28 protein-coding genes are annotated in these 24436 nt (G+C 59.7%); 8 read left to right on the top strand and 20 right to left on the bottom strand.

Going from position 1 to position 24436, the window contains the following annotated elements; genetic code table 11:
* Positions 1–99 precede the first annotated feature (99 nt).
* Both HY067_03805 and HY067_03800 read right to left on the bottom strand, forming a co-directional pair.
* Entirely contained in the window at positions 100–570 is a 471-nt protein-coding gene (locus HY067_03805) for a hypothetical protein (protein MBI3527070.1), read from the bottom strand.
* 138 nt (positions 571–708) lie between these two features.
* On the bottom strand, positions 709–1359 hold the full coding sequence (locus HY067_03800; protein ID MBI3527069.1) for a cyclic nucleotide-binding domain-containing protein: 651 nt from the start codon (positions 1357–1359) through the stop codon (positions 709–711).
* A 244-nt stretch (positions 1360–1603) separates the two neighbouring features.
* Between HY067_03800 and HY067_03795 the strand changes: the two genes are divergently transcribed.
* From HY067_03795 to HY067_03775, 5 genes are all read left to right on the top strand, one after another.
* Positions 1604–1897: a hypothetical protein gene (locus HY067_03795; GenBank protein ID MBI3527068.1), complete on the top strand. Its 294-nt coding sequence runs from the start codon at positions 1604–1606 to the stop codon at positions 1895–1897.
* A 55-nt stretch (positions 1898–1952) separates the two neighbouring features.
* Positions 1953–2213 carry a hypothetical protein gene (locus HY067_03790; GenBank protein MBI3527067.1) on the top strand — a complete coding sequence of 87 codons (261 nt, stop codon included), beginning with the start codon at positions 1953–1955 and terminating at the stop codon, positions 2211–2213.
* 230 nt (positions 2214–2443) lie between these two features.
* Complete coding sequence (locus tag HY067_03785; protein MBI3527066.1) at positions 2444–2659, top strand: hypothetical protein; 216 nt, start codon at positions 2444–2446, stop codon at positions 2657–2659.
* 456 nt (positions 2660–3115) lie between these two features.
* Positions 3116–3364 (top strand): hypothetical protein, encoded by a 249-nt coding sequence (locus HY067_03780; GenBank protein MBI3527065.1) that lies wholly within the window; start codon positions 3116–3118, stop codon positions 3362–3364.
* On the top strand, positions 3364–3783 hold the full coding sequence (locus tag HY067_03775; GenBank protein MBI3527064.1) for a putative toxin-antitoxin system toxin component, PIN family: 420 nt from the start codon (positions 3364–3366) through the stop codon (positions 3781–3783). Before HY067_03780 ends, HY067_03775 begins: the two co-directional genes overlap by 1 nt.
* Positions 3784–3842: 59 nt before the next feature.
* Here the strand turns inward: HY067_03775 and HY067_03770 are convergent, their stop codons facing one another.
* From HY067_03770 to HY067_03730, 9 genes are all read right to left on the bottom strand, one after another.
* Positions 3843–4304 carry a LamG domain-containing protein gene (locus HY067_03770; GenBank protein ID MBI3527063.1) on the bottom strand — a complete coding sequence of 154 codons (462 nt, stop codon included), beginning with the start codon at positions 4302–4304 and terminating at the stop codon, positions 3843–3845.
* 103 nt (positions 4305–4407) lie between these two features.
* On the bottom strand, positions 4408–5523 hold the full coding sequence (locus tag HY067_03765) for a response regulator (GenBank protein ID MBI3527062.1): 1116 nt from the start codon (positions 5521–5523) through the stop codon (positions 4408–4410).
* A gap of 6 nt (positions 5524–5529) precedes the next feature.
* Positions 5530–5898: a response regulator gene (locus HY067_03760; protein ID MBI3527061.1), complete on the bottom strand. Its 369-nt coding sequence runs from the start codon at positions 5896–5898 to the stop codon at positions 5530–5532.
* Entirely contained in the window at positions 5895–10391 is a 4497-nt protein-coding gene (locus HY067_03755; GenBank protein MBI3527060.1) for a GAF domain-containing protein, read from the bottom strand. Before HY067_03755 ends, HY067_03760 begins: the two co-directional genes overlap by 4 nt.
* On the bottom strand, positions 10388–11359 hold the full coding sequence (locus HY067_03750) for an ABC transporter substrate-binding protein (GenBank protein MBI3527059.1): 972 nt from the start codon (positions 11357–11359) through the stop codon (positions 10388–10390). Before HY067_03750 ends, HY067_03755 begins: the two co-directional genes overlap by 4 nt.
* Before the next feature lie 8 nt (positions 11360–11367).
* Complete coding sequence (locus tag HY067_03745; GenBank protein MBI3527058.1) at positions 11368–12321, bottom strand: ABC transporter substrate-binding protein; 954 nt, start codon at positions 12319–12321, stop codon at positions 11368–11370.
* Between the two features lie 29 nt (positions 12322–12350).
* On the bottom strand, positions 12351–13229 hold the full coding sequence (locus HY067_03740) for an ABC transporter substrate-binding protein (GenBank protein ID MBI3527057.1): 879 nt from the start codon (positions 13227–13229) through the stop codon (positions 12351–12353).
* Between the two features lie 110 nt (positions 13230–13339).
* Positions 13340–14317 carry an ABC transporter substrate-binding protein gene (locus HY067_03735; protein MBI3527056.1) on the bottom strand — a complete coding sequence of 326 codons (978 nt, stop codon included), beginning with the start codon at positions 14315–14317 and terminating at the stop codon, positions 13340–13342.
* A complete protein-coding gene (locus tag HY067_03730) occupies positions 14314–15321 on the bottom strand; it encodes an ABC transporter substrate-binding protein (protein ID MBI3527055.1) in 1008 nt (335 codons plus the stop codon). Before HY067_03730 ends, HY067_03735 begins: the two co-directional genes overlap by 4 nt.
* Before the next feature lie 480 nt (positions 15322–15801).
* Between HY067_03730 and HY067_03725 the strand changes: the two genes are divergently transcribed.
* Positions 15802–16017 (top strand): hypothetical protein, encoded by a 216-nt coding sequence (locus HY067_03725; GenBank protein MBI3527054.1) that lies wholly within the window; start codon positions 15802–15804, stop codon positions 16015–16017.
* Positions 16018–16528: 511 nt separating this feature from the next.
* Here the strand turns inward: HY067_03725 and HY067_03720 are convergent.
* From HY067_03720 to HY067_03700, 5 genes are all read right to left on the bottom strand, one after another.
* Positions 16529–17326: a transporter gene (locus tag HY067_03720; protein ID MBI3527053.1), complete on the bottom strand. Its 798-nt coding sequence runs from the start codon at positions 17324–17326 to the stop codon at positions 16529–16531.
* A 100-nt stretch (positions 17327–17426) separates the two neighbouring features.
* Positions 17427–18098: a hypothetical protein gene (locus HY067_03715; GenBank protein MBI3527052.1), complete on the bottom strand. Its 672-nt coding sequence runs from the start codon at positions 18096–18098 to the stop codon at positions 17427–17429.
* A 395-nt stretch (positions 18099–18493) separates the two neighbouring features.
* Positions 18494–19000, bottom strand: coding sequence for an N-acetyltransferase (locus HY067_03710; protein MBI3527051.1), 507 nt, complete (start codon positions 18998–19000; stop codon positions 18494–18496).
* A 9-nt stretch (positions 19001–19009) separates the two neighbouring features.
* The gene (locus HY067_03705) at positions 19010–19681 is read right to left on the bottom strand and encodes a glutathione S-transferase (GenBank protein ID MBI3527050.1); all 672 of its coding nucleotides are present in this window, start codon (positions 19679–19681) and stop codon (positions 19010–19012) included.
* 86 nt (positions 19682–19767) lie between these two features.
* Positions 19768–21111: a diguanylate cyclase gene (locus tag HY067_03700; protein ID MBI3527049.1), complete on the bottom strand. Its 1344-nt coding sequence runs from the start codon at positions 21109–21111 to the stop codon at positions 19768–19770.
* 184 nt (positions 21112–21295) lie between these two features.
* Here HY067_03700 and HY067_03695 point away from each other — a divergent pair, with 184 nt between their 5' ends.
* A complete protein-coding gene (locus HY067_03695; protein MBI3527048.1) occupies positions 21296–21487 on the top strand; it encodes a hypothetical protein in 192 nt (63 codons plus the stop codon).
* Between the two features lie 15 nt (positions 21488–21502).
* Here HY067_03695 and HY067_03690 read toward each other — a convergent pair whose 3' ends face one another.
* The 4 genes from HY067_03690 to HY067_03675 form a co-directional block, all read right to left on the bottom strand.
* Entirely contained in the window at positions 21503–22009 is a 507-nt protein-coding gene (locus tag HY067_03690; protein MBI3527047.1) for a DUF1993 domain-containing protein, read from the bottom strand.
* Between the two features lie 64 nt (positions 22010–22073).
* Positions 22074–22559, bottom strand: coding sequence for a DUF2127 domain-containing protein (locus HY067_03685; protein ID MBI3527046.1), 486 nt, complete (start codon positions 22557–22559; stop codon positions 22074–22076).
* A 14-nt stretch (positions 22560–22573) separates the two neighbouring features.
* Complete coding sequence (locus tag HY067_03680; GenBank protein ID MBI3527045.1) at positions 22574–22771, bottom strand: hypothetical protein; 198 nt, start codon at positions 22769–22771, stop codon at positions 22574–22576.
* Between the two features lie 21 nt (positions 22772–22792).
* The gene (locus HY067_03675) at positions 22793–23425 is read right to left on the bottom strand and encodes a class I SAM-dependent methyltransferase (protein ID MBI3527044.1); all 633 of its coding nucleotides are present in this window, start codon (positions 23423–23425) and stop codon (positions 22793–22795) included.
* A 224-nt stretch (positions 23426–23649) separates the two neighbouring features.
* Between HY067_03675 and HY067_03670 the strand changes: the two genes are divergently transcribed.
* Positions 23650–24432 (top strand): alpha/beta hydrolase, encoded by a 783-nt coding sequence (locus HY067_03670; protein MBI3527043.1) that lies wholly within the window; start codon positions 23650–23652, stop codon positions 24430–24432.
* Positions 24433–24436 lie beyond the last annotated feature (4 nt).

Below are 24436 nucleotides of genomic sequence, written 5' to 3'. Positions count from 1 at the left end.
CCAACGTCGCTGCAGGGAAGATGCCGGCCGTTGTACGTCGCAGCCGACAAAAAAAGGGCCGACCAGATCGGTCGGCCTGGCTAGGCAAAGTCCGCTGATTTACTTGTTTCCCTGATCCACCGCGCGGCTGGCCTTGTCGGAAGCTCCTTGCGACTTTACTGCACCGCCTTCGATCGCACGGTCATGTGCTTTCTTGTGCTTGCTGGTCTTCACCACGCCTTCATCGACCGCGCGGGCAGGTTTGTTCGACGCGCCACCTGACTTCACTGCACCCTCTTCGATAGCACGAGCCGGCTTGTTCGACGTCCCGGCGGATTTCACCGTGCCTTCATCGATCGCACGGCCGGCCTTGTTCGATGCGCCCTGCGCCTTGACCGAACCTTCCTCGAGTGCACGGCCTGGCTTGCTGCTTGCACCTTGCGACTTGACGCCTTCAGCATCGAGCGCGCGGGCAGGCCGGTCGGAGGGTCCGCCGGACTTCACCTGATCTGCTGCGTGGATATTGAATGCCGCGACTGCGAACAATGCCGCAACCACGGATACCACAACGGATTTCGACTGAGTTCTCATATCACTCCTCGCGAGAGGTTGCGTGAGCACATGCCCACGATTCCAGAATATCGAGGAGGGTGCGGACAATCTCGTGAGGATTGCCGTTGCGGAACATGAAAATTCACGATGAAGATGTCGCCGAAGCCGGCGCGAGGCTTACCAATTGCGCGGCGGGGTCTTGGCAACGATGATGTCTTCCCCGTCCATCTTGATGTAGCCGCCCACCCGCAGGTCTTTCATGATGCGGCTGATCATTTCGCGCGAACATCCCACGCGGCTGGCCATGTCCTGCTGAGTCAGATGCTCGGTAATGACTTGCCGGCCGTCAATCTCGGTTGCCAGGTCGAGCAGCAGCCGCGCGACCCGGCCGTACACGTCGAGCAAAGCCAGATTGCCAACCGCCTTGGTCAGCGCGCGCACCCGATGAATCAGGCTCTTGACCAGCTCCAGGCCGGCTTCCGGGTTCTTGGCAAGGAACTGCTTGAACTGATCGGTGGTGATGACCGCGAAGCGGCAAGGCTCCAGCGTCATCACCGAGGCGGAACGCGGTCCCTCGTCCAGGATCATTTCGCCGAAATACTCTCCGGGTCCCTGCGTGCTTAACAGGACTTCCTTGCCATCCTCGTCGGCAAGGAAGACCTTGACCTTACCCGAAAGAACGATAAACAGCGACTCACTACGCTCACCCTCGCTGATGATGATCGTGTTCTTCGGATAGGCCTTCACGCTTCCCTGATCGGAAAGAGTTTTGAGATGTTGCGGAGGCAAACTCCAGAACTGGGTACTCTCATCAAACGACGCTGTCATCGCTCCTCTCCCTGGCCTTGAATTGTCCGCGCCGCAAAATTCTGCGCCTATTACCCGGGGGCGACAAGGCAGGCACGACCTCTGGCCGTCCCATCCGATCCCGCCCCCAATCCCGCTCCCCCGGTGGCGAGCGGTAATTTTTCACAGGACATCTGTGTCAAACGTACGGGATCAATCGGGTTGGCCGCATTAATCTGGCATCGCTTCGTGCCTTTAGACAACCGGACCGATGAAGGAGAAAGCCATGAACCGAATGACAGCAATCGCAATATATAGTGCGTTGACCGCCTGGCCGGGAATGTTTGCCCATGCCCAGCCCGTTTCGACCCCGGACGCAAGACCTCAACAAACGCAGCGCGCCGGAGAGTCCGTCATTCGCTGTACGCATCAGGAAGGCGGGGCGCGTGGCCTGCAGCCCTGCCGTGTGCGGCAGGCCGACGAGGCCTTGCGTATTGGCTCCAATGTCACGCGCCAGGAATTCGAATGCGTCTTGTCAGGCGTGTGTGGTGTGGACGAGCGTGCCCGTGTCAACGGCTGAATCGACAGGCTGGGGAAGCGTGAATAAGTCACACGCCGGCGAAAGGGGATCGCTCATGAACCCGAAAATGCTGTTGCCCGTATTGATCGCGCTGCATTTAGCGGCGGCAGCCTTGATTGTCGACGGCTTGGGACTCGGGGCTGAAGAACAGGAATCCGCCCGCCATAACCGGGCCTGGCAAGTCGTCGAATGGAACCCGGGCCCCGATTGCGTGGCCGGACATGCGAACGACGATCTCGCCCGCTATTGGTCAAGCGAATATCGACAGCTGAACGCGATGGGCACCGACCAACGCGACTGTGTGAATATTCACTGAAAGCGACTCGCGCCGGAGGCGATTCGAAACCACCGGCTCAACTCAAGTTCCGGTACTGGCCCGCTATCGGCCCGTCGGCATGGGACATCAAAAGGCCTTCCGCGGGCTAGTTGGCCCTCGCGCATTGCCCGTGAATAAATCACACGCAAAGGCGGTAATAGTTCAACGCGCCTACACCCCCCTCAAACGTAAAGTTTCTCCAACACGAAACGCTTTTGGAGGAACCAACCATGAACAAGATTCTCAGCACCCTGGTGATCGCAGCCATATTGTCCTGCTCCACCGCCTTCGCCGAAGACACGCTGCGCGTCTCCATGGAAAACGGCAAGCAGCACGTCGACTTCAGCCTCAACGGCAACGACAAGTGCGTTCTGATCGACGACAAGATCCACTGCGCACCGATTCCGGCCGCACCGGTGCGCGTGGCTTCGTCCACCTCCAACTGAACCGAAGACCCTCCCGGCTTTGGCCCGCCTTTACAGCGGGCCTTTTTTTTGGTCGGCTTCGCGACTAGGGGACAGGTGAATACCGTGTCAACGCAAGCTCTCGTAAACAGGAGCGGAAAGGGGTCACCCAAGCCGCCTGCGGTAGAGAGGCAATAGCATCGAAGGGCGCGTGCGCACCAATATCAGGCGAGTAATCCCTGAAGTACTTGTAAACAGAACCGCCTGACGCGCATTCGTCGTAGTCGCAGGCGATTTCTCAAGACGCCTCATTCAGTTGCACGCGCGAAACGAAGATACACCTCCACTCATTCCAGATTTTTGCCTAGAGGCGCACTTTTAGTTGCGCGCGTGATTTGAGCAAGCTTTTGTAAGGCAAACGAAACAGGTAGATAATTCGAGACAATTGAAGCGTGATGACTGTGCTCGCGCAAGCAAGCCGCTAAAGGAGGCCAGCCCATGAACGCCCCTATTACCGCCGAAGCATTGCTCGCCAAGTTAAAAGCCCTGCCGCCCGAGCGTCTGGGGCAGATCGCCGACTTCGTGGATTTCCTGGCAACACAGGAGCAGCGCCGTCAGGCCGGCGAGGAACTGCGCGCGATGTGGGCGCGCATGCCGCAAGAGGAACTCACCGAAGCGATGGAGCAGGAGATCGTGGCTGAAGTGCGCGCGGTGCGCGCCGAGCGGCGCAAGCGCGGCGCTACTTGATGCGCCTGGTCCTCGATACCAACATCGTCATTTCGGGGCTTTTATGGAACGGCCCGCCGCGCAGACTGCTCGATGCGGCGATCAGCGGGACGGTTGATATCTATACCAGCGCGGTGCTCGCCATGGAGTTACGCGAGGCGCTCGCCTATGCGAAGTTCGCCAAGCGCATCACCGCCAACGGTGATTCGGTCGATCGGTGCATCGGCCGTTTCATGACGATCGCGAATTTGACGGCTGCCGCGATGATCGAAGGCACCGGCAGCGCCGATCCCAACGATGAGCACGTGATCGCCTGTGCGCTCTCGGCCCAGGCCGATCTCATCGTGTCGGGAGATGCGCATCTGCTCGATCTCAAAAGCTATCGGCGCATCCGCATCCTCACCGCAACCGCAGCACTGGCGATCATCGCCGGCGCCTGAGAGCGGCTGAGACAAAAACGCCCGCAGGAATGCGGGCGTTGGAGGGCTTCGTTATACAGTTATGCAGGCACGACCCCGTAGCCCCCCTCCTTGGTGATGACCCGCGGGGTGTTCAATGGGTCCGGCTGGATGAAGTAGAGCGCCACCGGCGACGTACTCCCCAGTCCCGTGTTCATGTCGGCCTGGATCTCGGCCTGGGACAGCGCGCGGTTGTAGAGGCGCACCTCGTCGATCGTGCCGTTGAAATTGTACTGCCCGGCCGTGTCGGCGCGCCGTCCGATGAACAGATCCAGCGTCGAGTTCAATTGCATGCCGGCCACCGTGCCGAGCAGCGTGCCGTTGTCGGCCACGCCATTGAGGTAGACCGCCATGGTCTGCGCCGCCGCGTCGTACACCCCGGCGACGTGCACCCACTGGTTCAACTGCAGCACCGTGGCCCCGTAGCGAATCATGAAGGCGCCGTTGGGATCGAACAGCTTGAAGCCGATGCCGAAAACCCCGATCCGCGTGGCGTCCTCCACCAACGAGTGAGTTCAGCACTTCACATCCTGGATCGACGAAGACTCGCTGCCGGGACTTCCGAGCGCAGTGCGGTGACTCGCCGGACCGTGCACCGACAGAGACCTACACAGTGAGCCTGATCACGTTGTATGCGGATACCGGCTTCAGAAAACCCTTGAGCTGGAGTTCGCCGACGGATTCCAACTCGACGAAGCCCTCGATTGCCGTGGATGCTTTCTGCGAGATCAGGATCTGCCCGGGTTTCGCTTCGCTGCACAGGCGTGCCGCGAGGTTGGTAACCGTTCCGATCGCGCCATAGTCCCATCTTCCTTCGAATCCGACCGCGCCGATGGTCGCAAATCCCTGAGCGATGCCGGCGCCGAAACCGAGATCGAAACCACGTTTTCGCCACTTCGCCGTCAGGTCGCCGAGCCGCTCGCGCATCTCCAGAACCATCCGCACTGCCCGCGCCGCGGGATCCGGCACCGGAACCGGGTCGTTGAAGAACACCATCATGCCGTCGCCGGCGAAGCGCTCGAGCGTGCCTTCGTGGGCGAGGATCACCTGCCCCATTGCCGCGTGGTACTCGCGCAGCACGTCCATGATCTCTTCGGGCTCGTTGGTTTCCGCAAAAGCGGTGAAGCCGCGCAGGTCGAGGAACACGACGGTTACCTCGCGGCGATGGCTTTTGAGCGGATCTTCGGCGCCGCCGGCCAGGATCAACTCGGCGAGTTGCGGCGAGAAGAAACGCTTGAGCCGGCCGAGCCGCTCCAGTTCGAAAACCTGGCCCGCGACTCGCTGTTCGAGCGTGCAATTGGATTCCTGAAGTTGCGCCGCCTGTTCGTGAACTGTGTCCTGGAGCGCCTTTATGCGCAGCATGGATTTGACGCGAGCCCCCAATGCCGCGTGATCCACCGGCTTGGTCAGGTACTCGTCCCCGCCGGCTTCGAGTGCCGCCACCACGTCCTTCGAGTCGGATTTTGCGGTGACCAGCACGATCGGGATGAAAGGTAGCGTGGAATCGGCGCGCAGCCGGCGGCAGACTTCGATGCCGTCGAGCTTGGGCATCATGACGTCGAGCAGGACGAGGTCCGGCAGGTGCTTGCTCACCGCCGTGAGTGCTTCCTCCCCGTCCGTCGCCGTGACGATGTCGTACCCTTGCGCGGCGAGGCGAGCGCGCAGAATATCTACGTTGGCCTGGTTGTCGTCGACGACGAGGATGCGCGGCGGCACGTGCATGGCGAGCTATTTCGGCAAGTACTCGCGGATTTTGGCCAGAAGCAACCGCGGGCTGAACGGCTTGGTCACGTAACCGTCGCACCCCGCCGCGAACGCCTTCTGATCGTCCCCGCTCAGTGCATACGACGTAACGACAATGATGGGAATATGCCACAGCTCGGGATCGGCCTTGATCCGTCGCGTAGCCTCATAACCGTCGATCCCCGGGAGCTGGATGTCCATCAGGATAAGGTCGGGTCGCTCGCGTTTGGCGAACGCGACCCCCTCTTCGCCGGTGACCGCCTCATACAATTCGAATCCTTTGGCCGTCAACAGATCGCGCACGATCTGCCGATTGTCCTCCTGATCCTCGACCACCAGTATCCGCTTGCTCATGAGGTGCCTCCCTGTAGATCCGCCTTGACCGGAATGCTAATGAAGAAGTTCGAACCTTTCCCGATGGCAGATTCGACCCAGATCCGCCCGCGATGCAACTCCACGATGCGCTTGGCGATGGCGAGCCCCAGCCCGGTGCCACCCTTGGCGCGTGTCGACGAGCTGTCGACCTGACGAAACTCCTCGAAAATCCTGTCCTGCTCGGCCACGGCAATTCCCGGACCGGTGTCCTTGACTGAAACTACGAATTTGCCGTCGGCGACCGTTACGCTCACCAAGACCTTTCCTTTGTCCGTGAACTTGATTGCATTGCCGACCAGATTCAGCAGAACCTGCGTGATGCGCCGCTCGTCAGCCCGCCCTACCGGAAGATCGGGCGCGACGTCTGCAGTCAGTCGCAGCCCTTTTTCGGCGGCAAGAGATTCGACCGAAGTGATGACTGTCTGCACGACGTCGTTGAACGAGTAGTCGCTGAGCACCAGCACGAGTTGTCCGGCCTCGATCTTCGACAGGTCCAGCACATCGTTGATGAGGCCGAGCAGGTGGCGCCCGCTCTTCTGCACCCTCTCCTGGACGTCGCGTATCTTCTGCGGCACCTTGCCGTAGATCCCGTCGACGATCAGTTCGGTATAACCGAGGATCGCGTTGAGCGGCGTGCGCAATTCGTGGCTCATGTTGGCAAGGAATTGCGACTTGTGCTGGCTCGCGACCTCCAGCTCGTGGCTCTTCTGTTCGATTTCGCGGAACAGATGCGCGTTCTGGATCGCGAGAGTCGACTGTGCTGCGAAGGTCTGCAGAAGGTCGACCACATCGGGCGGAAAGTCTCCAACGCTGTTTCGTGAGACGACAAGTCCGCCAAGAACGCGCCCCTCGCGCAGCAACGGCACCGCCAGCACTGCACGCGCTCCTGCCCGAATGGTCGCCTCCTGAAGCGGACTGGAATATGCGCCCTCGGCTTGTACGTCCGGGATCTGAACCGGCGCACGCGTTGCTGCCGCCCGTCCGGTGGCGCCCTCACCGATTCGCAAAGGCGTGGCCAGCAGCATCTCGACCAGCTCCTGAGGGAATCCGTGCGTTGCCCGCGGCCGGAACTCGCCACTTGCCTGGTCATATTCGTAAATGGCGCCTCCGTCCGTCGATGAGAGTTCCACCGCTCGCATGACGATTGCCGACAGCAATTCTTGGAGATCGAGTGTCGAGTTGATTGCCTGGCTGACCTCGGCAAGTGCTTGCAGCTGCTCGACAGAATGCGCGAGTTCCTCCGTGCGTGCCTGCAGCTCCTTGAACAGCCGCACGTTCTCGATGGCGATCACGGCCTGGTCGGCGAAGGTCTTGAGGAGTTCGATTTGCCTGTCCGTGAATGGTCGCACTTCCACACGGCGAATGTAGATTACCCCGATGGACTCCCCTTCCCGAAGCATCGGTGCCGCGAGCACGGTTCGGTGGCCCAAACGGGCCGCATAGGCCTTTGAGCCGGCGAATTCTTCGTCGGATTCTGCGAGGAGGTCGGACACATGAACGATGTGGCGGTCGATCACGGCCCGTCCGGCAACCATGTCACGGCGGATCGGGATACGCTCGTCGGCGCGGATCGTTGGTAGTGATCCGTATTGTGTGGCCATTTGGAGCCCGTCGCTCCCGCTACGAAAGATCATGGCCTCACTGGCATCGCACAGCCGCGCCGCACTCTCTGCCACCGCGTCCAGAACCGGTTGTAAATCAGTTGGCGAACTGCTGATCACCCGCAGAATCTCGCTGGTAGCTGTCTGCTGCTCCAGCCGCTCTTGCAACTCGGTAAACAATCGCACGTTCTCAATGGCGATCACCGCCTGATCGGCGAAGGTCTGGAGGAGCGCGATCTGCGTATCCGAAAAGGGACGTACCTCGGTGCGCCACACACCGATAACGCCGATCGGCTCGCCTTCACGCATCATCGGTGCGACGATCACCGTTCGGTAACCCATACGAATTGCGATCTCTCGCCCGCCCGCGAACTCGATTTCCGGCTCGGCCAGAATGTCGGCCACGTGAATAGTCTGTCGATCCAAGACAGCTCGCCCGGATACGAACTCGCGGCTGATCGGCAGCACTCCCTCTCCCGGGACCGGCGGTAAAGACCCGTATTGCTTTACTGCCCGCAGCGACGCGCCTTCAACTCGAAAGATCACAGCATCCCTTGCCGAGCACAGGCGTGCAGCTCGCTCCACTACCGCGTCCAGCACTGGCTGCAGATCGGTCGGCGAACTGCTGATGACCCGCAGGATTTCACTCGTTGCGGTCTGCTGCTCCAGCGCTTCCGTGAGTGACTTGTTGCGCTCCTCGAGCTCCTTAAACAGGCGCGTGTTCTCGATTGCAATCACCGCCTGATCAGCAAACGTCTCCAGCATGGCGATCTGCCTTGGGGAGAACATTCCCGGTTCGGCACCGGAGACGCCGATCGTTCCGATCGGCCTGCTATCTTTCAGCATCGGGACAGACAACATGCTGCGGAACCCGATTTCACGAGCTAGGTGTTGTAACTCATATTCCGCATCTTCCAGGACATCCGGGAGGTAGACGACCGCTCCGGTCAGGATCGCGCGTTCGTTGGTTCCCCCGTGCCCCGGTCGCCTGGGAAATGTTTGCCGCATCGCCTCAGCCTCATCTGGGGTAAAGCCCACTGCGGATTCAAGGTGAATCAGCTCCCCGTCATAAGTCCACACGCCGCTAAAAGTACCTTCGCACAGCTTCTGAGCGTTTGCCGCGATCGCCTCGAACACTGGCTGCACATTGCGCTGGGACTGGCTGATGACGCGAAGAATCTCGCTGGTTGCGGTTTGTTGCTCGAGCAATTCGGTAAGCGCCTTATTGCGCTCTTCAAGCTCCTTGAACAACCGCACGTTCTCAATGGCGATGACCGCTTGGTCGGCGAAGGTCTTGAGCATCTCGATTTGCTTGTTTGAAAACGCGCGGGCCTCGACACGCTCAACGAGAATTACACCAATAGCAAGGTCTTCTCGAAGCATGGGTGCCGCGAGCGCCGCTTGAAATCCCAAACGCGCTGCGTAACCCTTGGCACCCCCGAATTCTTCGTCTGACTCGCTCCGGTAGTCTGGAATATGGATAACTTTTCGATCGAGAATTGCCCGGCCGTTTATTAAATCGCGGCGGATCGGTATGGTCTCGTAAGATGGAAGCGAAGGAAGTGGGCCCCACGCCGCAGCAAATTTAAGTCCATCACCGTCAACGCGCAGGATTGCGACTGTATCGCCGTCACACAGGTGTCCCGCACTTTCGGCAACCGCGTCCAATACTGGCTTCAAGTCAGTCGGCGAGCTGCTGATCACCTGCAGGATCTCGCTGGTCGCGGTCTGCTGCTCGAGCGCTTCGGTCAGATCGCGAGTGCGCTCTTTAACCTTTCGCTCCAGGCCCGCATACGACTCCTGGAGGCGTTCGGTCATGCGATTGAACTCGTCGCCCAACGCCTGCAATTCGTCACCGCTTTTTACCGCGATCCGATGATCGAGCGATCCAGCGCCGATGCGGGCAGCACCGGCGCGGAGCGCGTGGATCGGCGCGACCATTCGCCGCACCAGGAACAGGCTCGCGATAAGGGAAATCGCGACGCCCACGAATACGAGCACCACGGTCCGCCAGATCGAGGCATAGAGCGGCGCGAACGCCTCGGCGATCGGCAAGTCGACGAACACGGTCCAGTTAAGCGGAGCAATGACGGCATAAGCAGACAGGACCTCACTCCCGGATCGGTCCTTTCCCACGATCGCTTCGACCGTATCGCTTGTCCTTGCGGCCGATGCGGCGTGCGCGATCTGCACCTGTGGCAGCGTCGCTAGTTCGGTCTTCTTGAGCACCAGGCTGATGTCCGGATGAGCGATGAGGCGTTCCTGGAAATCGACGACGTAGGCATACCCGCCCTTACCGACTCTCAGATTCGACACCACGTCCCAGATGAACTTCAGGTTTGCCTCCGCCGCCACGACGCCCGCGTCCTCGCCTGAACCCGCCATTGCGATGGTCATGTAAGGTTCGGACTCTTTGCGGAAATAGACCGGGCTGAAGTACGTCTTGTGGGCCATCGGTTCCCGGAATTTGGGATCGCGGAAGAAATCGGCGTTGCTGCCGACGACGTCCATTGCCAGTCTCGACACTCGCAATTGTTCATGCCCTATCGGATCGAGGTGGCTGACTTCGGTGATGGCCGGCACCTGGCGCAGCAATCGCAGAGAATCGAGCCGCCGCTGATCGAGCGAAACCCCGCGTGGTCCCCAGGGCATCTGCGCAATCCAGGAGAGGTCGTGCTCCAGCTCTTTGACGAATTGCTCGATCCGCAGCGCCGCGGCGACCGCTTTTTCGTGCTGGATGCGCGCCAGCGCCACCTTGTTTTCCTGATATGAGAAGTAAATTTCGACCAGCCCGCTGACGACAAGCCCGCCGATCACCAGAATCACCAGGGGTAACGCGTACTTGAGGAAGAGGCTGCCGCGCCAGATCACTTGATCACCCTGTCCGCACGCGCCAATAGCTCGCGAGGCACATCGATTCCCAGCTCGCGCGCCAGGCGCAGGTCGATAATGAGTTCGAACCTCGAGATCTGCTGGATGGGCAATTCGGAAGGTTTCGCGCCTTTGAGGATCTTGTCGATGTACCCGGCCGCAAGGCGCGCCGCTTCTCTCACGCTCGGACCGTAGGACATCAGCGCACCGTGCTCGTGATAGTCCTCGTAAGCGAAAATCGCCGGGACCCGAGCCTTGCGCACTGCTGCGGCGACCTTACCCTTATTGGCGAGATAGAGCAGGTCTCCGCCGACCAAAATCGCCTCGGGTGGATTTTTGCTCAGAGTCTGCAGCACGGCGCCTAGCTCAACGGCGTTGCGCGCATCGAGCGTCTGTAGCCGCACACTCAGCGTGCGTGCCGCGATCTCTGTTTCTTCGAGCATCTTGGCCGCTATCGGGTTGGATGAGTTGACGAGGTAGGTGATCCGTCTGGCTTTTGGTGCAAGCTGGTGCAGGAATTCCAAGCGCTTTGGGTACAACTCTGTGGAGTCTATGGATACGCCGGTGCCGTTTCGACCGGGCCTCGCCAGGCTCGCCGCGAAGCCACTCGCCACAGGGTCGCCAACGCTTCCAAACACCACAGGGATCGTCGCAGTAGCCCGCATCGCCGCGTCGGCGGCCGTTGTGCCGGATGCGACGATGACGTCCACTTTTGCGTTGACCAACGCTTCCGTCAACGCGCGCAACTCTTGACCGGCACCTCCATGTTGCCGCCATTCGATGAGGATGTTTTTGCCCTCGACGTACCCTAGCTCGCGGAGTCCCTGGCGGAAACCCTCTCGGTCCGGCCCCGACTCCGGTAGCAGCGTCAGGAAACCAATGCGCGGAGGGTCTGCCGGTGCCGCGCCAATTACTCCCGCACCAAACCAAAGCGCGAGTCCAATAGCTAGTAGGAATAGTCGGCTCATGGCCAGCCCTATCGGATCAACTCATCGGCCCTCAGAAGAATCGACTGCGGGACCGTGAGCCCCAGTTCGCGCGCGATCCGGAGATCCACAACCAACTCGTATCTGGAAACTTGCTCGATCGGCAAGTCGGATGGCTTCGCACCCTTGAGTATTCTGTCGACGTAAGTAGCGATCTGGCTCATCGCCGCCTCGTAATTTGGCCCGTAGGATATCAACACGCCGGCTTCGTGGTACTGCTTGAAGGGAAACACCGCGGGCAATCTCGCATGGTGGATGGCTTTAGCAATCTTATCTCTGTTCGCCAGGGCGAGAAGATCGCCGCCGACAAGGACCGCGTCCGCCCGCGTATGCTCAATGGCATTTACCGCCACATCCATTTCAGCTACGTTTGAGGCACTCAAGTTCACCAGTTTTATGCCGAGTGTCTTGGCAGCCTGCTGCAGCTTTTTATGTGATGGCGGCGTACCCGGGTTGGAAAAATTGGTGAGCACGATGATTCGCCGCGCCCGGGGCACAAGCTCATGCAGAATTTCCAGATGCTTCGTGATCAGTTCGGTGTAGACGACCGACACACCCGTCGCATTGCCGCCTGGCTTGGCCAGGCTCGAAGCGAATCCGCTGGCGACGGGATCCCCCGCGAGGAACACGACCGGTTTGGCCGTCGCATCCAGCGCGGCGCGAGTAGCCGGTGAACCCATCGCTACAATCAGATCTACATTCGAGTTGACCAGATCGGCTGCGAGCGAGCGCATTTCGTCCTGCGTGCCTGCAACACGCCGCCATTCGATTTTGATGTTCTTGCCCTCGACATAGCCGAGCTCGTTGAGCCCGTGCCGTAGCGCGTCTTCCATCGATGCGCTCGCCGTTTGCGGATTGAGGACTCCGATCCGAGGGATGGTCGAGGGCTGATCAGCAAAGGCGATCGACGATAGCAGCGCAACGCCGGTCAGGACCCAAGTCATAAACTTGCGTGTAGGGAATGACGCCATCCTCACCGGATCACCTCATCCGCTCGCAATAGAATCGATTGAGGGATCGTGAGACCGAGTGCCCGTGCGGTTTTGAGGTTGACGACCAACTCGAACTTGGTCGGCTGCTCAATGGGAAGGTCGGCTGGATTTGCTCCCCTGAAGATCTTGTCCACATAGTCCGCGGCACGCCGAAACAGCGCGGGGTGGTCGACTGCGTAGGAAAGCAGCACCCCCTTCCTTGCGAGGGGTTTGTTGGCAAAAACAATCGGCAGCCGGGCACTCATTCCCATTTGAAGAATCTCTTCTCCGTGGGTAAACATAAAGCCGTCGTCGACAATAAACAGAGCGTCCACGTTCGAGCGACTTAACCCCGCGAACGCTGCACGCAGCTCCTCTACATTTCGTACGCTGATGAACTTCAATTCGACACCTATTCCCGGTGCCGCCTCCTTTAAACGGCTGATCATTATGCTGTTGGGACGTGTTTCCGGATTGAAGATAACAACCACGCGCCTCGCTCCGGGAATCGCTTCCTTGAGCAGTTGCAGGCGCTTGGCCGCGAGGTCGACGGTCTGGTTGGTCACCCCGGTGACGTTGCCACCCGGGCGCGCCAGGCTTGCAACCAGACCGGACCCGACTGGATCGCCGACCAGTGCCATGACAATGGGAATGGTGCTTGTTGCGCCCTTGGCTGCGAGCGCCGCCGGGGTACCTTCCACGACTATCACATCTGCTTTACGCTTGGCCAGGTCGGCAACCGCCTCAGGCGCACGGTCGTAACGGCCGCCGCCGAACCACCATTCGATCAAGATGTCCTTCCCTTCAGCATAGCCGGCGTCGCGCAGTCCCTGGCGGAACGCCTTTGCCTCATCGCTTTGTTCGCTTATGGCGATTGCCACGACCCTAATGTGCCGTGGGCTTTTGGGTTGCTGCGAATAGATGTCCTCGGCTACCCAACCCGACGCCAGGAAAGCGGTAAGCGCTATCAGGAGGACTCGGGACGAGTAACTCATCTAATCACCTCATCCGCACTTAACAGGATCGATTGCGGGACGGTGATGCCGAGCGCCTTTGCGGTTCGCAAGTTCACCGTCAATTTGAATTTGTCGGCCTGCTCGACGGGGAGGTCACTCGGCTTCGCGCCCTTCAGCAACCGGTCCACAAAATAAGCCACCCGCGACACAATCGCGTCACGGTCGGGCGCATAGGACATCAGGAACCCCGCTTGCACGAAATCGCGTTCTTGCGACATCGTCGGCAGCCCTGCCTCGACAGCGACCTCCGCAAGACGCACACGCTTTGCGTAAAACACGGGGGAGAACAGCACGATTCCAGCGCCGGCTCCTTTCTTCCTGGCGGTCTTGAAAGCGCTTGCAGGATCTTCGTCCGGGTGCAAGTTGACGACCTGTAGCCGGATACCAAGGGAACGGGCCGCCGCCTCAAGGTCGTCGATCGGACGCCGGTTGGAGGAATCATGAAAGACGGCAACGCGCAACACACCTGGCAGCGTCTCTTTCAGCAGCTCGAGTCGTTTTCCGGCCAGCTCGATTTGCCGGGAAAAAATTCCGGTGATGTTGCCACCTGGGTGGCTTAGGCTCTGAACCATGCCCGATGCCACAGGGTCGTGATCATAAGCAACCATGACAATTGGGATCGTACTGGTCGCGTGCTGCGCGGCACGTACCGATGCTTCGTTTGTTGCGATGATGACGTCGACGTGCAGCCTGACGATCTCGTCGGCAAGCTCAGGTAACCGATCAGCCTGGCCTTGAGCAAAACGCTGTTCGATCTTAATGCTTTTGCCTTCTGAGTAGCCTAACTCGCGAAGCGCATTGCGCAAGGCCTCCATCGACAGATCATTTCGGACCGGGGAAGAAATTCTGAGAACGCCCACGACCGGCACGTTGCTGGATTGCTGTGCGCCCGCGACGGTCACTATGGCAGTTAAGCCGAGGGCAATTGAGAGAACTACAAGACGGTGCATCACCGGATCACCTCATCTGCACGCACCAGAATCGACTGCGGGATCGTGATACCCAGCGCCTTGGCGGTTTTCAGATTGACGACGAGTTCGAATTTTGTCGGCTGTTCGATCGGCAAATCGCCGGGCTTCGCGCCCTTGAGTATCTTGTCGACGTATCCGGCCGATCGGCGCATCAGGTCCCCGTAGCTCGCCCCGTAAGACATCAATCCCCCTCCTTCGGCGAATTCCTTCACCCAGTAGATGATTGGTAGCCGCGCCTTCGACGCCAACTTGAGAAGCGTCATTCGATTGCCGAAGAAAAAGGCATCCTCGATCACGTACAGCGCCTGGGCGTGCGCTTGTCTCATTGCGGAGAATGCCGCATCGAACTCCTCGGGCGTTCGCGCGGGCACGAAATTCAACTTGATCGACAGCGAGGGCGCTGCTGCCTTAAGCTGCTCGATCACCTTCGCGTGCCACGGCGCATCAGGATTCCACAGGACTGCCACCCGAGCGACTCGGGGAATAGCTTCCTTGAGCAGCTGCAGCCGCTTGGCGCTGAGGTCTTCCGTCATCGCCGAGAGCCCGGTGATGTTTCCGTCAGGATGGGCGAAACTTGCAACCAAGCCCCTTGCAATTGGATCGGCGACGATGGCCAAAACGATGGGAATGGTGGACGTGGCACGCTTGGCCACCTGGGCTGCAGCCGTACTCCCCACGACAATTACATCGACTCTGCTCTGGACCAGATCCGCGGCCAACTGCGGTAGCCGATTGTAATCGCCATTGGCGGATCGCCACTCGATAACCACGTCACGCCCTTCGGCGTAGCCCGCGTCCAGCAGCCCCTGGCGGAATGCCTGTGGCACCTTTTCCTCGGGTAACGAGGCCGCTAGGAGCACCCCGATGCGCCGCGGCGCTATCGGTTGCTGCGAATCGGCAGCACTGGCGAGTCCGAATAAGCCGAGGCAGGCGATCAGGACGGTAAGAGCGAACGTAAAGGCGCGACGAGAATGCTGTTGATTCATCGGATCACCTCATCGGCACGCAGCAGAATCGACTGCGGGATCCTTATCCCATGCGGTTTCGCGACCTTCAGATTGACTGTGAGCGCAGATTGCGTCACGCGCCTCATCAGCGATTGAAACCGCACTTCGCGACGATCATGGCGACCAATCGACCATCTTTCTTCCCACCGACGCACACGCATGGACTCTCCTCCCGAGGCGGTCTGTCGCTTTTGTGAGCTGAAGTCAGGGAACTCTGGCCCCTTTGCAGCTTTCGATCAAGACAGGCCGGGTCCGGAAACGCCTCCCGGGAGAACCGGAATCTTCCCGATCCGACAAGGCCATGACAGGCGACTGGATCACCCTACTATCTGAACCGACAGTCGGCAAGGCGCCAGGATGTGAATAAATCACACGCAACAGCGGCAAGAGTTCACCGCGCCGCCACCCCCCTCAATCGTAAAGTTTCTCCAACACGAAACGCTTTTGGAGGAACAGATCGTGAACAAGATTCTCGGCGCCCTTCTGATCGCGGCCGTCCTGTCCAGCTCCACCGCCTTCGCGGAAGACAATTTCCGCGTGTCCATGGAAAACGGCAAGCAGCGCGTCGACTTCAGCCTCAACGGCAACGACAAGTGCGTCATGATCGACGACAAGATCCACTGCGCACCGATGCCGAAAGCCCCGATCCGCATGGCCTCCTCCGAGTCCAACTGACCAAGAATTCCTCCCGTAGTACTATTTGCCGGGCGTGATTGCCGGCTTTTTTTTGCCGGTGGTTACGAAGGCGGGCGATGGATCGTCGTGTCTTTCTCAGAGCAGGCGCTGCCCACGTACGGCTTAACACAACCAGATTTCGAAGGGCGATTGGCCGGCCGGCTTACGTTCGAAATCATTTCCCGCTTCGTGATTCCGAAACCGAAAGTGTTACGAAGCTTGGTCGCCGCTGCCTTCGGTCGGCGCGCCAGCCTAGGTTCGCAATGAGGAAGACTTCTGGTCAGGCAGACAGCTTGAAAGTCGGGCGTGCGATCGAGAATACGGCATCGCTGCCGACCAGGGCGAGTGCCTGGCGCGCGTGAGTATCGCGACCACGCAGGATTCCCGTCATCCTTTTTCCTCACATTTGCCGGGAAACATCGGGCCGGGCATGAAACTACCCGGCCTTTTCATTCGAGTTCGGTATAGCCGGACAATGCACGATCCGCACCGGCATTCATCCGGTAAGCGCTCAGAACATGCGCGTCACGAGCGCGCCAAATCCGAAGTCCGGGCTGCCATCTGCAAAACCCTGCAACAGGTAGCCCTGCACTTTCCAGTCCTTGTCGAGTTTGTAGTTGACGTAACCGGTCAGCTCCCGCCGCTCTCCACTGGTGGATGAAGCAGCCTGGCGCAGATCAAGCATCAAGCCGCCGCTGAGCCTGTCATCGAACTTGTAACCGGCACCGATCGCCACGTAGAAAACATTATCCAGCGGGATGGCGCTGGAACTGCCCAGGATGCTGTAACCGAGCGTGGCAAATCCGGTGACCCGACCAAAGATTTGATAGGCGTCAACCTGCACCGAATAGTCGTTCTCGCCGGTGCCCAGCCCCTTATCGCGGTCTGCGGTACCGAGCTTGATCTTGCCGGTGAGATCGATGGCGGGCGCGGACGCGCTCCCTGCGAAGAGGTTATAGGTCACCGCGCCGGTAATGTCGCCGAGGCCAGATTCGGTCGATGTGCCGCTGACAGCCGCTCCTTTTTTGCCCTTGACCGCGTTCTCGCGTCCGACGCCGGGAACGACGTTTCCCGGACCGGTCACTTCGATAAAAGGAACCGTGAGTTTGTAGGTCCACGGCCCGGTTTCGTATTTTCCGATGACGGGGATCGACAGGATGTCGGTCGACGTCGACCCGCCGTAGTCGCCCGAACTGTAATCGAAGCCGGTGGAAAGACTGAGTTGTCCGTCGGCCGCCCACGCTCCCGCGCAGGCAAACGTGAATACCAGGGTCGCGCAAAAACGCGCCGTGAAATGACGAGGGTTCATGTTCCCGATGTTCTGATCCGATTTACATTGGGTGAATAAACGAATTGACCTGCAGCACGCCGGTGCCGCAGGTCAATCCGGGACGCTGCAATCCGGCAGTCTACTTACCCGCGCGTTCGGGGCGCTCCGGTCGGACCGGACGCTCAGGTCGCTCCACCTTGTCCATGCGACCCACTTCGATGCGCTCGGGCTTCGCCGACTTGTCATCGGCGTCCGCCTTGTCGGATTTCTCCGCCTTTCCGATTTTCTCGGCACGGGTCGACCGCACCACTTCTCCGAGCTTGAATCCCAGGGAATTGGCGATTGCACCCCAGCCCATGCCCTGGCCGCGCAAAGTCAGAATACCCGTCAAGGCCACCGATCCGGTGGATGTGGTAATCGTTCCCCCGGTCAGCGCTGCCTGGATTTGCGCGGGCGTCGGCTGTGTGATGCCCTGCTGTACGAGTTCCTGGCGCGCGAGGGAAAGCGCGATGTTCACGTTGCCGAAGCCCATGGGTTTGGTGGACGGCGTGATGGCCGTGCTCGATCCACCACTGTCGGTCAGAGTGATCGACGTCCCGTTGCGCAGCCCGTTGACCAACGCTTCCGCATTCTGCGTCGATCCGGCAAAGGCACTGAACTTCTCGACGAGTTCTTCGGTGGGATGGGATGCCGCCGTACTCACGGTCGTCGAGCCGTCATCCGTATCGGCTGCACGCAGCGATCCGCCGCCGGTGACGGCAAATCCCAGTGCGATGATGCCCAGCAAGAATCGAAGATTTCCATTACGCATGATGAAGGCCTCCTTGTTTGGTAAGACACATGCGATCCAATAGACAACTCGAATTATCGGATTGTTGCAATATCGCCTGCAAATTGTTTTGGTCGAATGTCACCATTTGACGACACGTCGGGTCGGACAGTTGTCTCCGCTATATTCATCGCTGAGACGCGCAACAGATTGCGATATCCATTCGCAAAAGAAATGTTTTCCCGCTGCCGCTCGCGTCCAGTGCGCCTGAAATTGGCGACGCTTCGACACGAACCCAGCAAACTCGGAAGTATCCGCAGGCGGAAGTCGGCGGCAAACGCCGGGACAGCCTCGATCCCGAAAGCTTCAGGTAGGCACTGACTTCGCGAGAAATCAGTCCATGACGATGCGGTCGTCTTTCCGCCGATACGCCATCTTCATGTCGAGTTCGCCACTCGCCGGCCAAGGATAATCACGTCGCGTTCCACGCCATCGAGCAGCGTAACGCCGGGCAATCCACCCCAGCGCGCGAAGCCGAACTTTTCGAACAAGTCCAGGCTGGGTTGGTTGTGTCCGAAAACGAATCCGAGCAGCCTGTCGACCCCGATGGAGGGCGCATGGGTGACGGCCTGTGCCAGGAAATAGGAACCCAGGCCGCGATGGCGGAAGGGTTCGTCGACGTAGATGCTCAGCTCGGCGGTCTTGTTGTAGGCAGGCCGCCCGTAGAAAGTGGAAAAACTCAGCCATCCGGCGGTGCGCCCGTCCCGCTCCGCCACCCAGAGCGGACGGAAATCCGGCCGGTGTTCCTCGAACCACTCGATGCGACTTTCGATCGACACCGGTTCGAGGTCCGCCGTAGCCAGGTGGGAAGGAACGGTCGCGTTGTAGATTTCGACGATAGCCGGCAAATCTTCGCGCGTCGCCTGCCGATGTGTCCACGACATCGTCTTCCTCTACTTCAGCAATTGATACTCGCCGCCACGCTCGATCGCCTTCTTGTAGGCGGGCCGCGCGTGGATGCGATCCAGGAACGCCATGAGTTTCGGCCGTTTCGCGTCGAGGCCGCCGCGCGCGACCGCCGCTTCCAGCGGGAAACTCATCTGGATGTCGGCCGCGGTGAACGCCGGCCCGGCAAACCAGGCCGCCTTGCCGAGTTCGGCTTCCATGTAGTCAAGATGCTGATTGATCCGCGGCTCGATGAACGAACTCTTCACCCGATTCTTGATGGCGCGGGCAATCGGTCGCACAAAAAACGGCATCTTGCCCTTGTCGAGACGGCCAAAGACGAGCTGTAGCAGCAGGGGCGGCATCACCGAACCTTCCGCGTAATGCAGCCAGTAGGCGTAGCGCAGCTTCTCCGGCGTATCGGCGGCAGGCACCAGGCGTCCGTTGCCGTAACGACCCACCAGGTATTCGATGATCGCGCCGGACTCGGCGAGCGTGAGATCGCCGTCGGTAATGACCGGCGACTTGCCGAGCGGATGGATCTGGCGCAACTCCGGCGGCGCCAGCATGGTCTTCGGATCGCGCTGATAACGCTTGATGTCGTATTCGAGGCCGAGTTCTTCCAGCAGCCAGAGAATTCGCTGGGATCGCGAATTGTTGAGATGGTGGACGATGATCATCGGTTTGGGCTTTCCAAAGGTTTTCTTAGCGTTGTCAGGTATGCCGCCACCAAGAGCCGTCCGGCTTTGTTGCGCTCCAAACCAGCCTACTCGAACGAAGGGGTGTCTGTTTTCTCGAAATAGAACTGGCAGTTGTTCTTGCCCTGTACCTTCGCCCGGTACATCGCGATGTCCGCAGCCTTCATTAGCGATTGCTGGTCTTTGCCATCATCAGGGTAGATGCTGATGCCGATGCTCACCGTGACGCTGACCTCCTGACCGACTATGCGAAATGGCTTGACTATGGCGGAAAGGATCTTGTCCGCAACCGTGCGCACAGGCCTGGATTGGCTCACTTCTTCCAGCAATACGACGAACTCATCGCCCCCCAAACGGGCGACGATGTCGCTGTCGCGCAGGCTGCGTTTGACTCGTGTCCCAACCTCTTGCAGCAGCAAGTCGCCCGCATTGTGCCCGAGCGTGTCGTTGATATTCTTGAAACCGTCGAGGTCGAGGAAGAGTACGGCAAGTCTCTTGTTGCGGCGATGCGCCTGCCTGATTCCGCGGTTCAGGATTTGGCTGAACATGGTGCGGTTAGGCAGCGTCGTGAGAGCGTCGTGATAGGCAAGATACTGAAGGTCTTCGGCAAGCACGTGTTCGGTAATGTCTTTGCCGATACCGCGATAACCCCTGAAATCGCCTTGTGCACCGAAAATCGGTCGTCCGCTAATCGACACGTAGCGCGTCTCACCCTTGGGGTTGACGCGCTTATACGTCAAGTCGTAAAAGGGTTGGCGTGAATCCAGCACCGCCTGGTGCGCCGCCCACTCTTCCTCGGACAACACGATTCCGGGTTGCTCCCGTCGGGTCTTGCCGATGCTGTCCAGGGGACGGAGCCCGGCTTTTTGTAGAACCCCTCCGGAAAGAATTGTGAAGCGTAAATTCTCGTCCTGCTCCCAGTACCAATCGGAGAACAACTCGATCAGGTCACGGAAGCGCGCCTCGCTTTCATTCAAGGCATTGTCGGCGTTTACGCGTTTGGTGATATCTCGCCCAATCCCGCGATAGCCCTTGAACTTTCCCTGCGGATCGAAGACCGGACGGCCGCTTATACACACGTAGCGCGCCTCGCCATCGGGATTGATTCGCTTATACGTAAAGTCGTAGAACGGCTGGTGCGCATCCAGCACCGACTGGTGCGCGGCCCATTCTTCCTCGGACAACGCTATTCCGGGTTGTTCCCGTCGGGTCTTGCCGATGCTGTCTTGGGGACGGAATCCGGCCGTCTGCAAAACGCCGCCTGACAGGATCGTGTAACGCAATTCGGCGTCCTGTTCCCAATACCAGTCGGAGGACAGCTCGATCAGATCGCGGAAGCGCGCCTCGCTCTCGCGTAGCGAACTTTCGCTCTCCGCGAGATTCCTGACTTCTGCATTTTCCTTGGGTCGCATAGGAGACCTTTCGGTCAAACACCATCAAGATTCACGCCGGATCGCACTGGTAGCGTTCGATATCGTACCCCATACCCAGTCCTTCCAGCAGCCAGGGCGCGCGCCGCAAGTGTGAATTTGTCACGGAATACAGGCTTCCCGGGCGGGAACCCGACCTCGCGACGTGAATATCTCACAGGGAAATATGGAAAACGGCAAGCAGCGCGTCGACTTTAGCCTCAACGGCAACGACAAGTGCGTCATGATCGACGACAAGATCCACTGCCAGCCCATGCCCCGCACCCCGATCCGCGTGGCCTCGTCGACGACCGAGCGAGGCTGCGGAACGGTAGTTCAGACCCGCCCCTCCTTGAAGGACCGATCCGTGTCGCGCTGACCGGCAGCAAAACGCTCAGGTCTTTCCGAGAAAATCCTGTTTGCCGATTTCGAGGCCACAGTGCCGGAGAATGTCGTAGGCCGTGGTGACGTGGAAATAGACGTTCGGGGTCACGTGACTCAGAAGATATGGCATGCCCTGCATGGTCCTGGTGGTGGTTTGCGTCTTCCACGTAACGGTCTTGTCTTCGGAACCGTCGATCTGTTCCGGCTTGATCGATTCGAGGTAAGCCACCGTCTTGCGCAGGCGGGCGATGAATTCGGGAAAGCTTGCTTCGTTGTCTTCGTACTTGGGCGGTTCGACGCCTGCGAGCCGCGCCACGCCTCCCTTGGCGCTGTCGCTGGCGATCTGGACCTGCTTCGCAAACGGAAGCATGTCGGGGTAGAGGCGGTAGTTGATCAGTGCCGCGGGATCGACCTTCCTGGCTTCGGCGTGCGCGGCCGCTTTTTCGAGAATGGCGGCAAGGTTATTGAGCGCGCGGACAAACACGGGTACTGAGGCTTGATACATCGAGATCTTCACTATTCCTCCGGAAAAATGTTATTCGGTCATCGAAATACGCGCTGCGGCGCCTGAGGCCAGGACTTTAGGATCCGGTCTCTTTGTTCTGCTGTTCGATCCGGCTGCCTTTCAAACGCCACAACACATAAATCAGATACGCCACGATACAGACGTTGACGATCAACAGCAGTATTTTTGTCCAGGTAACCCCCCGAACGATCTCGTATACCTCTGCCGGCACGTAGATGCCGACACTGGCAACGGCAAACCACTCCGCCCAGCGCCTTTCCAGCCAGAGGCCATACGCCAGGATCCCTTTGACCGCGGCATAAACGAGCGCCAACCCGGCGAGAAGCCACAGCCGGGCGTCCGTGACGTTCGTCATCGCATCGATGAAGATGCGTGGATATCCTTTGGCGGGATTGAGGTGAAGATGCGCCACCAACTGCTCGGCAAAGTACTGCGCATCGTGCTGCAAAAGCGATAGCAGCCCGAATCCCGCAAAGAGTACCAATGCTCCCTTGGCCGCTTCGTATGCGGCGACCGCGCGCAGTCCGTCGGATAATCGCATGGGCAATCGAAGGTCTAGAAATCCGTCACGAACGGCACGACGAGCAGCGCCGCCCCGATAACGCACAACCAGGCAAGACTATCGATGAAGTAGGGATACAGGCAGAGCAGAACGCCGCAGATCATCGGAGCGAATTTTGCCTGACGTTTCCCGTACACAAAATAAGCCATTCCGAACACGCCGGCGATCAACCCGGCAAAGAGTTCATTCATACCGCGTCTTTCATGGTCCGCTCAAGGTGCCGGTCTGCGCCATACGCTCGCCAGCCAGGGCTGCTCTTCGCGCGGCAATCCGGCCGGCCGGTAGTAGTGATCGAGTTCGATGAATCCCGCATCCGACATCCGGGCGCGCCAGGCTTCAAGATCATGATAGGCGCCGTAACGACCGTGGTTCCAGCCTTCCTCATTGCGGCCGCGCGGGTTGGAGCTGAACAGCACGCCGCCGGGCTTCAGCGTAGCATGCAATTGCCGCAGCACGCGCGGCAGCTCCTGGGACGGAACATGAAACAGCGCGGCATTGGCGAATACGCCGTCGAAGTGCCCGTCCGGCAGATCGAGCTTGAGGAAATCCTGCTGCCATACGTCGCAGCCTGACTCCGTTCGCGCCATCTCCGCAAAACGCGCGGCGCCATCCAGCCCGATCGCAAGGTGGCCGAGAGCGGCGAATGTCTTGAGGTCGCGCCCCGGTCCACAGCCGAAATCGAGAATCGTGAAGGGTGGCTCGGCTTCGATATGGCCCAGCAGTGCGGCGATGTTCTGGCTCACGTCATGATCGTACGTGCCGTCGCGAAAATCCTCGGCGCGCTGGTTGTAGTGTTCCAGGGTCAGGGCGGATATTTTATCCAGGTCGTTTGAATGGAGCTTCATGCACGGGTGCCGGGGAACGGTTTGGGCGGCGGATGGTCAGGCTTGGAAGTCGGCGCACACGCCATGGTATCGCTCACGCGATCATCGGGATGGGCGCGATTCCGATCTTGCGGGAAAATCGCAACACTCGCCGCCGGCGGCCGGTTGCAGCAGGTTCTGCCCACGCTCAACCTGATCAAGCTAGGATGCACTGATCCGCTGAGAATTCTCAAGAGGAGACTGGAATGGCCAAGACTGTAATGCTCATCCATGGCGCCTGGCTCACCCCCGCGGGCTGGGAGTCGTTCAAGACCCGCTACGAAGCACAGGGTTACAAGGTCATTGCGCCGGCCTGGCCTTATGACGATCGTCCGGTCGCGGAACTGAAACGCGCGCCGCATCCGGAATTGAAAAATCTGACGGTCGGGAAAATCGTCGATCACTACGCCGCCAAGATCCGCGAACTGCCCGAACCGCCCATCATCATGGGGCATTCCTTCGGAGGGTTATTCACCCAGTTGCTTCTGGATCGCGGCCTGGGGGCGGCGGGCGTGGCCATCGATCCCGCGGCTCCGCGCGGGGTCATCGTCGGGCCAACCGCATTACTCAGCGCGCTTCCGGTGCTGTTCGCCTGGAACGGATGGAACCGCACGCTGACGATGAAATTCGAGAACTTCTCCAGGGATTTCGCCAACGGATTGCCGGAGGCGGAAAAGCGCGCGACTTATGAACGACAGATCGTGCCCACGCCCGGACGCATTTACTTTGAGGGCGCAATTGGTATCGGCACCGGCGTGAACTGGAAGAACCCGGATCGCGCCCCGCTGCTGCTGATTGCCGGGGAGAAGGACCGTACCGTCACGCCCGGCATGGTCGAAGCGGCCTACCGCAAGCACAGCAAGTCGCCGGTTAGGACGGACTTCAAATTATTCCCGGGCCGCTCGCACTTCCTCTGCGCCGAACCTGGATGGGAGGAAGTCGCCGATTACGCCATTCGGTGGGCAAGCGAGCATGCGAAAGCACGCTGAGGAA

The sequence above is a fragment of the Betaproteobacteria bacterium genome, assembly GCA_016194905.1.
Taxonomy (GTDB): Bacteria; Pseudomonadota; Gammaproteobacteria; order Burkholderiales; family JACQAP01; genus JACQAP01.
This window is presented reverse-complemented; position numbering and strand designations above follow the sequence as displayed.

What these genes read in the sequence shown, in the direction of transcription:
- HY067_03685 (MBI3527046.1), bottom strand. Translation starts at nt 22,559, where the DNA reads ATGCGATTATCCGACGGACTGCGCGCGGTCGCCGCATACGAAGCGGCC.
- HY067_03720 (MBI3527053.1), bottom strand. Translation starts at nt 17,326, where the DNA reads ATGAACCCTCGTCATTTCACGGCGCGTTTTTGCGCGACCCTGGTATTC.
- HY067_03670 (MBI3527043.1), top strand. Translation starts at nt 23,650, where the DNA reads ATGGCCAAGACTGTAATGCTCATCCATGGCGCCTGGCTCACCCCCGCG.
- HY067_03675 (MBI3527044.1), bottom strand. Translation starts at nt 23,425, where the DNA reads ATGAAGCTCCATTCAAACGACCTGGATAAAATATCCGCCCTGACCCTG.
- HY067_03750 (MBI3527059.1), bottom strand. Translation starts at nt 11,359, where the DNA reads ATGAGCCGACTATTCCTACTAGCTATTGGACTCGCGCTTTGGTTTGGT.
- HY067_03775 (MBI3527064.1), top strand. Translation starts at nt 3,364, where the DNA reads ATGCGCCTGGTCCTCGATACCAACATCGTCATTTCGGGGCTTTTATGG.
- HY067_03680 (MBI3527045.1), bottom strand. Translation starts at nt 22,771, where the DNA reads ATGAATGAACTCTTTGCCGGGTTGATCGCCGGCGTGTTCGGAATGGCT.
- HY067_03730 (MBI3527055.1), bottom strand. Translation starts at nt 15,321, where the DNA reads ATGAATCAACAGCATTCTCGTCGCGCCTTTACGTTCGCTCTTACCGTC.
- HY067_03780 (MBI3527065.1), top strand. Translation starts at nt 3,116, where the DNA reads ATGAACGCCCCTATTACCGCCGAAGCATTGCTCGCCAAGTTAAAAGCC.
- HY067_03800 (MBI3527069.1), bottom strand. Translation starts at nt 1,359, where the DNA reads ATGACAGCGTCGTTTGATGAGAGTACCCAGTTCTGGAGTTTGCCTCCG.
- HY067_03695 (MBI3527048.1), top strand. Translation starts at nt 21,296, where the DNA reads ATGGAAAACGGCAAGCAGCGCGTCGACTTTAGCCTCAACGGCAACGAC.
- HY067_03710 (MBI3527051.1), bottom strand. Translation starts at nt 19,000, where the DNA reads ATGTCGTGGACACATCGGCAGGCGACGCGCGAAGATTTGCCGGCTATC.
- HY067_03760 (MBI3527061.1), bottom strand. Translation starts at nt 5,898, where the DNA reads ATGAGCAAGCGGATACTGGTGGTCGAGGATCAGGAGGACAATCGGCAG.
- HY067_03705 (MBI3527050.1), bottom strand. Translation starts at nt 19,681, where the DNA reads ATGATCATCGTCCACCATCTCAACAATTCGCGATCCCAGCGAATTCTC.
- HY067_03790 (MBI3527067.1), top strand. Translation starts at nt 1,953, where the DNA reads ATGAACCCGAAAATGCTGTTGCCCGTATTGATCGCGCTGCATTTAGCG.
- HY067_03795 (MBI3527068.1), top strand. Translation starts at nt 1,604, where the DNA reads ATGAACCGAATGACAGCAATCGCAATATATAGTGCGTTGACCGCCTGG.
- HY067_03700 (MBI3527049.1), bottom strand. Translation starts at nt 21,111, where the DNA reads ATGCGACCCAAGGAAAATGCAGAAGTCAGGAATCTCGCGGAGAGCGAA.
- HY067_03765 (MBI3527062.1), bottom strand. Translation starts at nt 5,523, where the DNA reads ATGCACGTGCCGCCGCGCATCCTCGTCGTCGACGACAACCAGGCCAAC.
- HY067_03715 (MBI3527052.1), bottom strand. Translation starts at nt 18,098, where the DNA reads ATGCGTAATGGAAATCTTCGATTCTTGCTGGGCATCATCGCACTGGGA.
- HY067_03785 (MBI3527066.1), top strand. Translation starts at nt 2,444, where the DNA reads ATGAACAAGATTCTCAGCACCCTGGTGATCGCAGCCATATTGTCCTGC.
- HY067_03805 (MBI3527070.1), bottom strand. Translation starts at nt 570, where the DNA reads ATGAGAACTCAGTCGAAATCCGTTGTGGTATCCGTGGTTGCGGCATTG.
- HY067_03745 (MBI3527058.1), bottom strand. Translation starts at nt 12,321, where the DNA reads ATGACTTGGGTCCTGACCGGCGTTGCGCTGCTATCGTCGATCGCCTTT.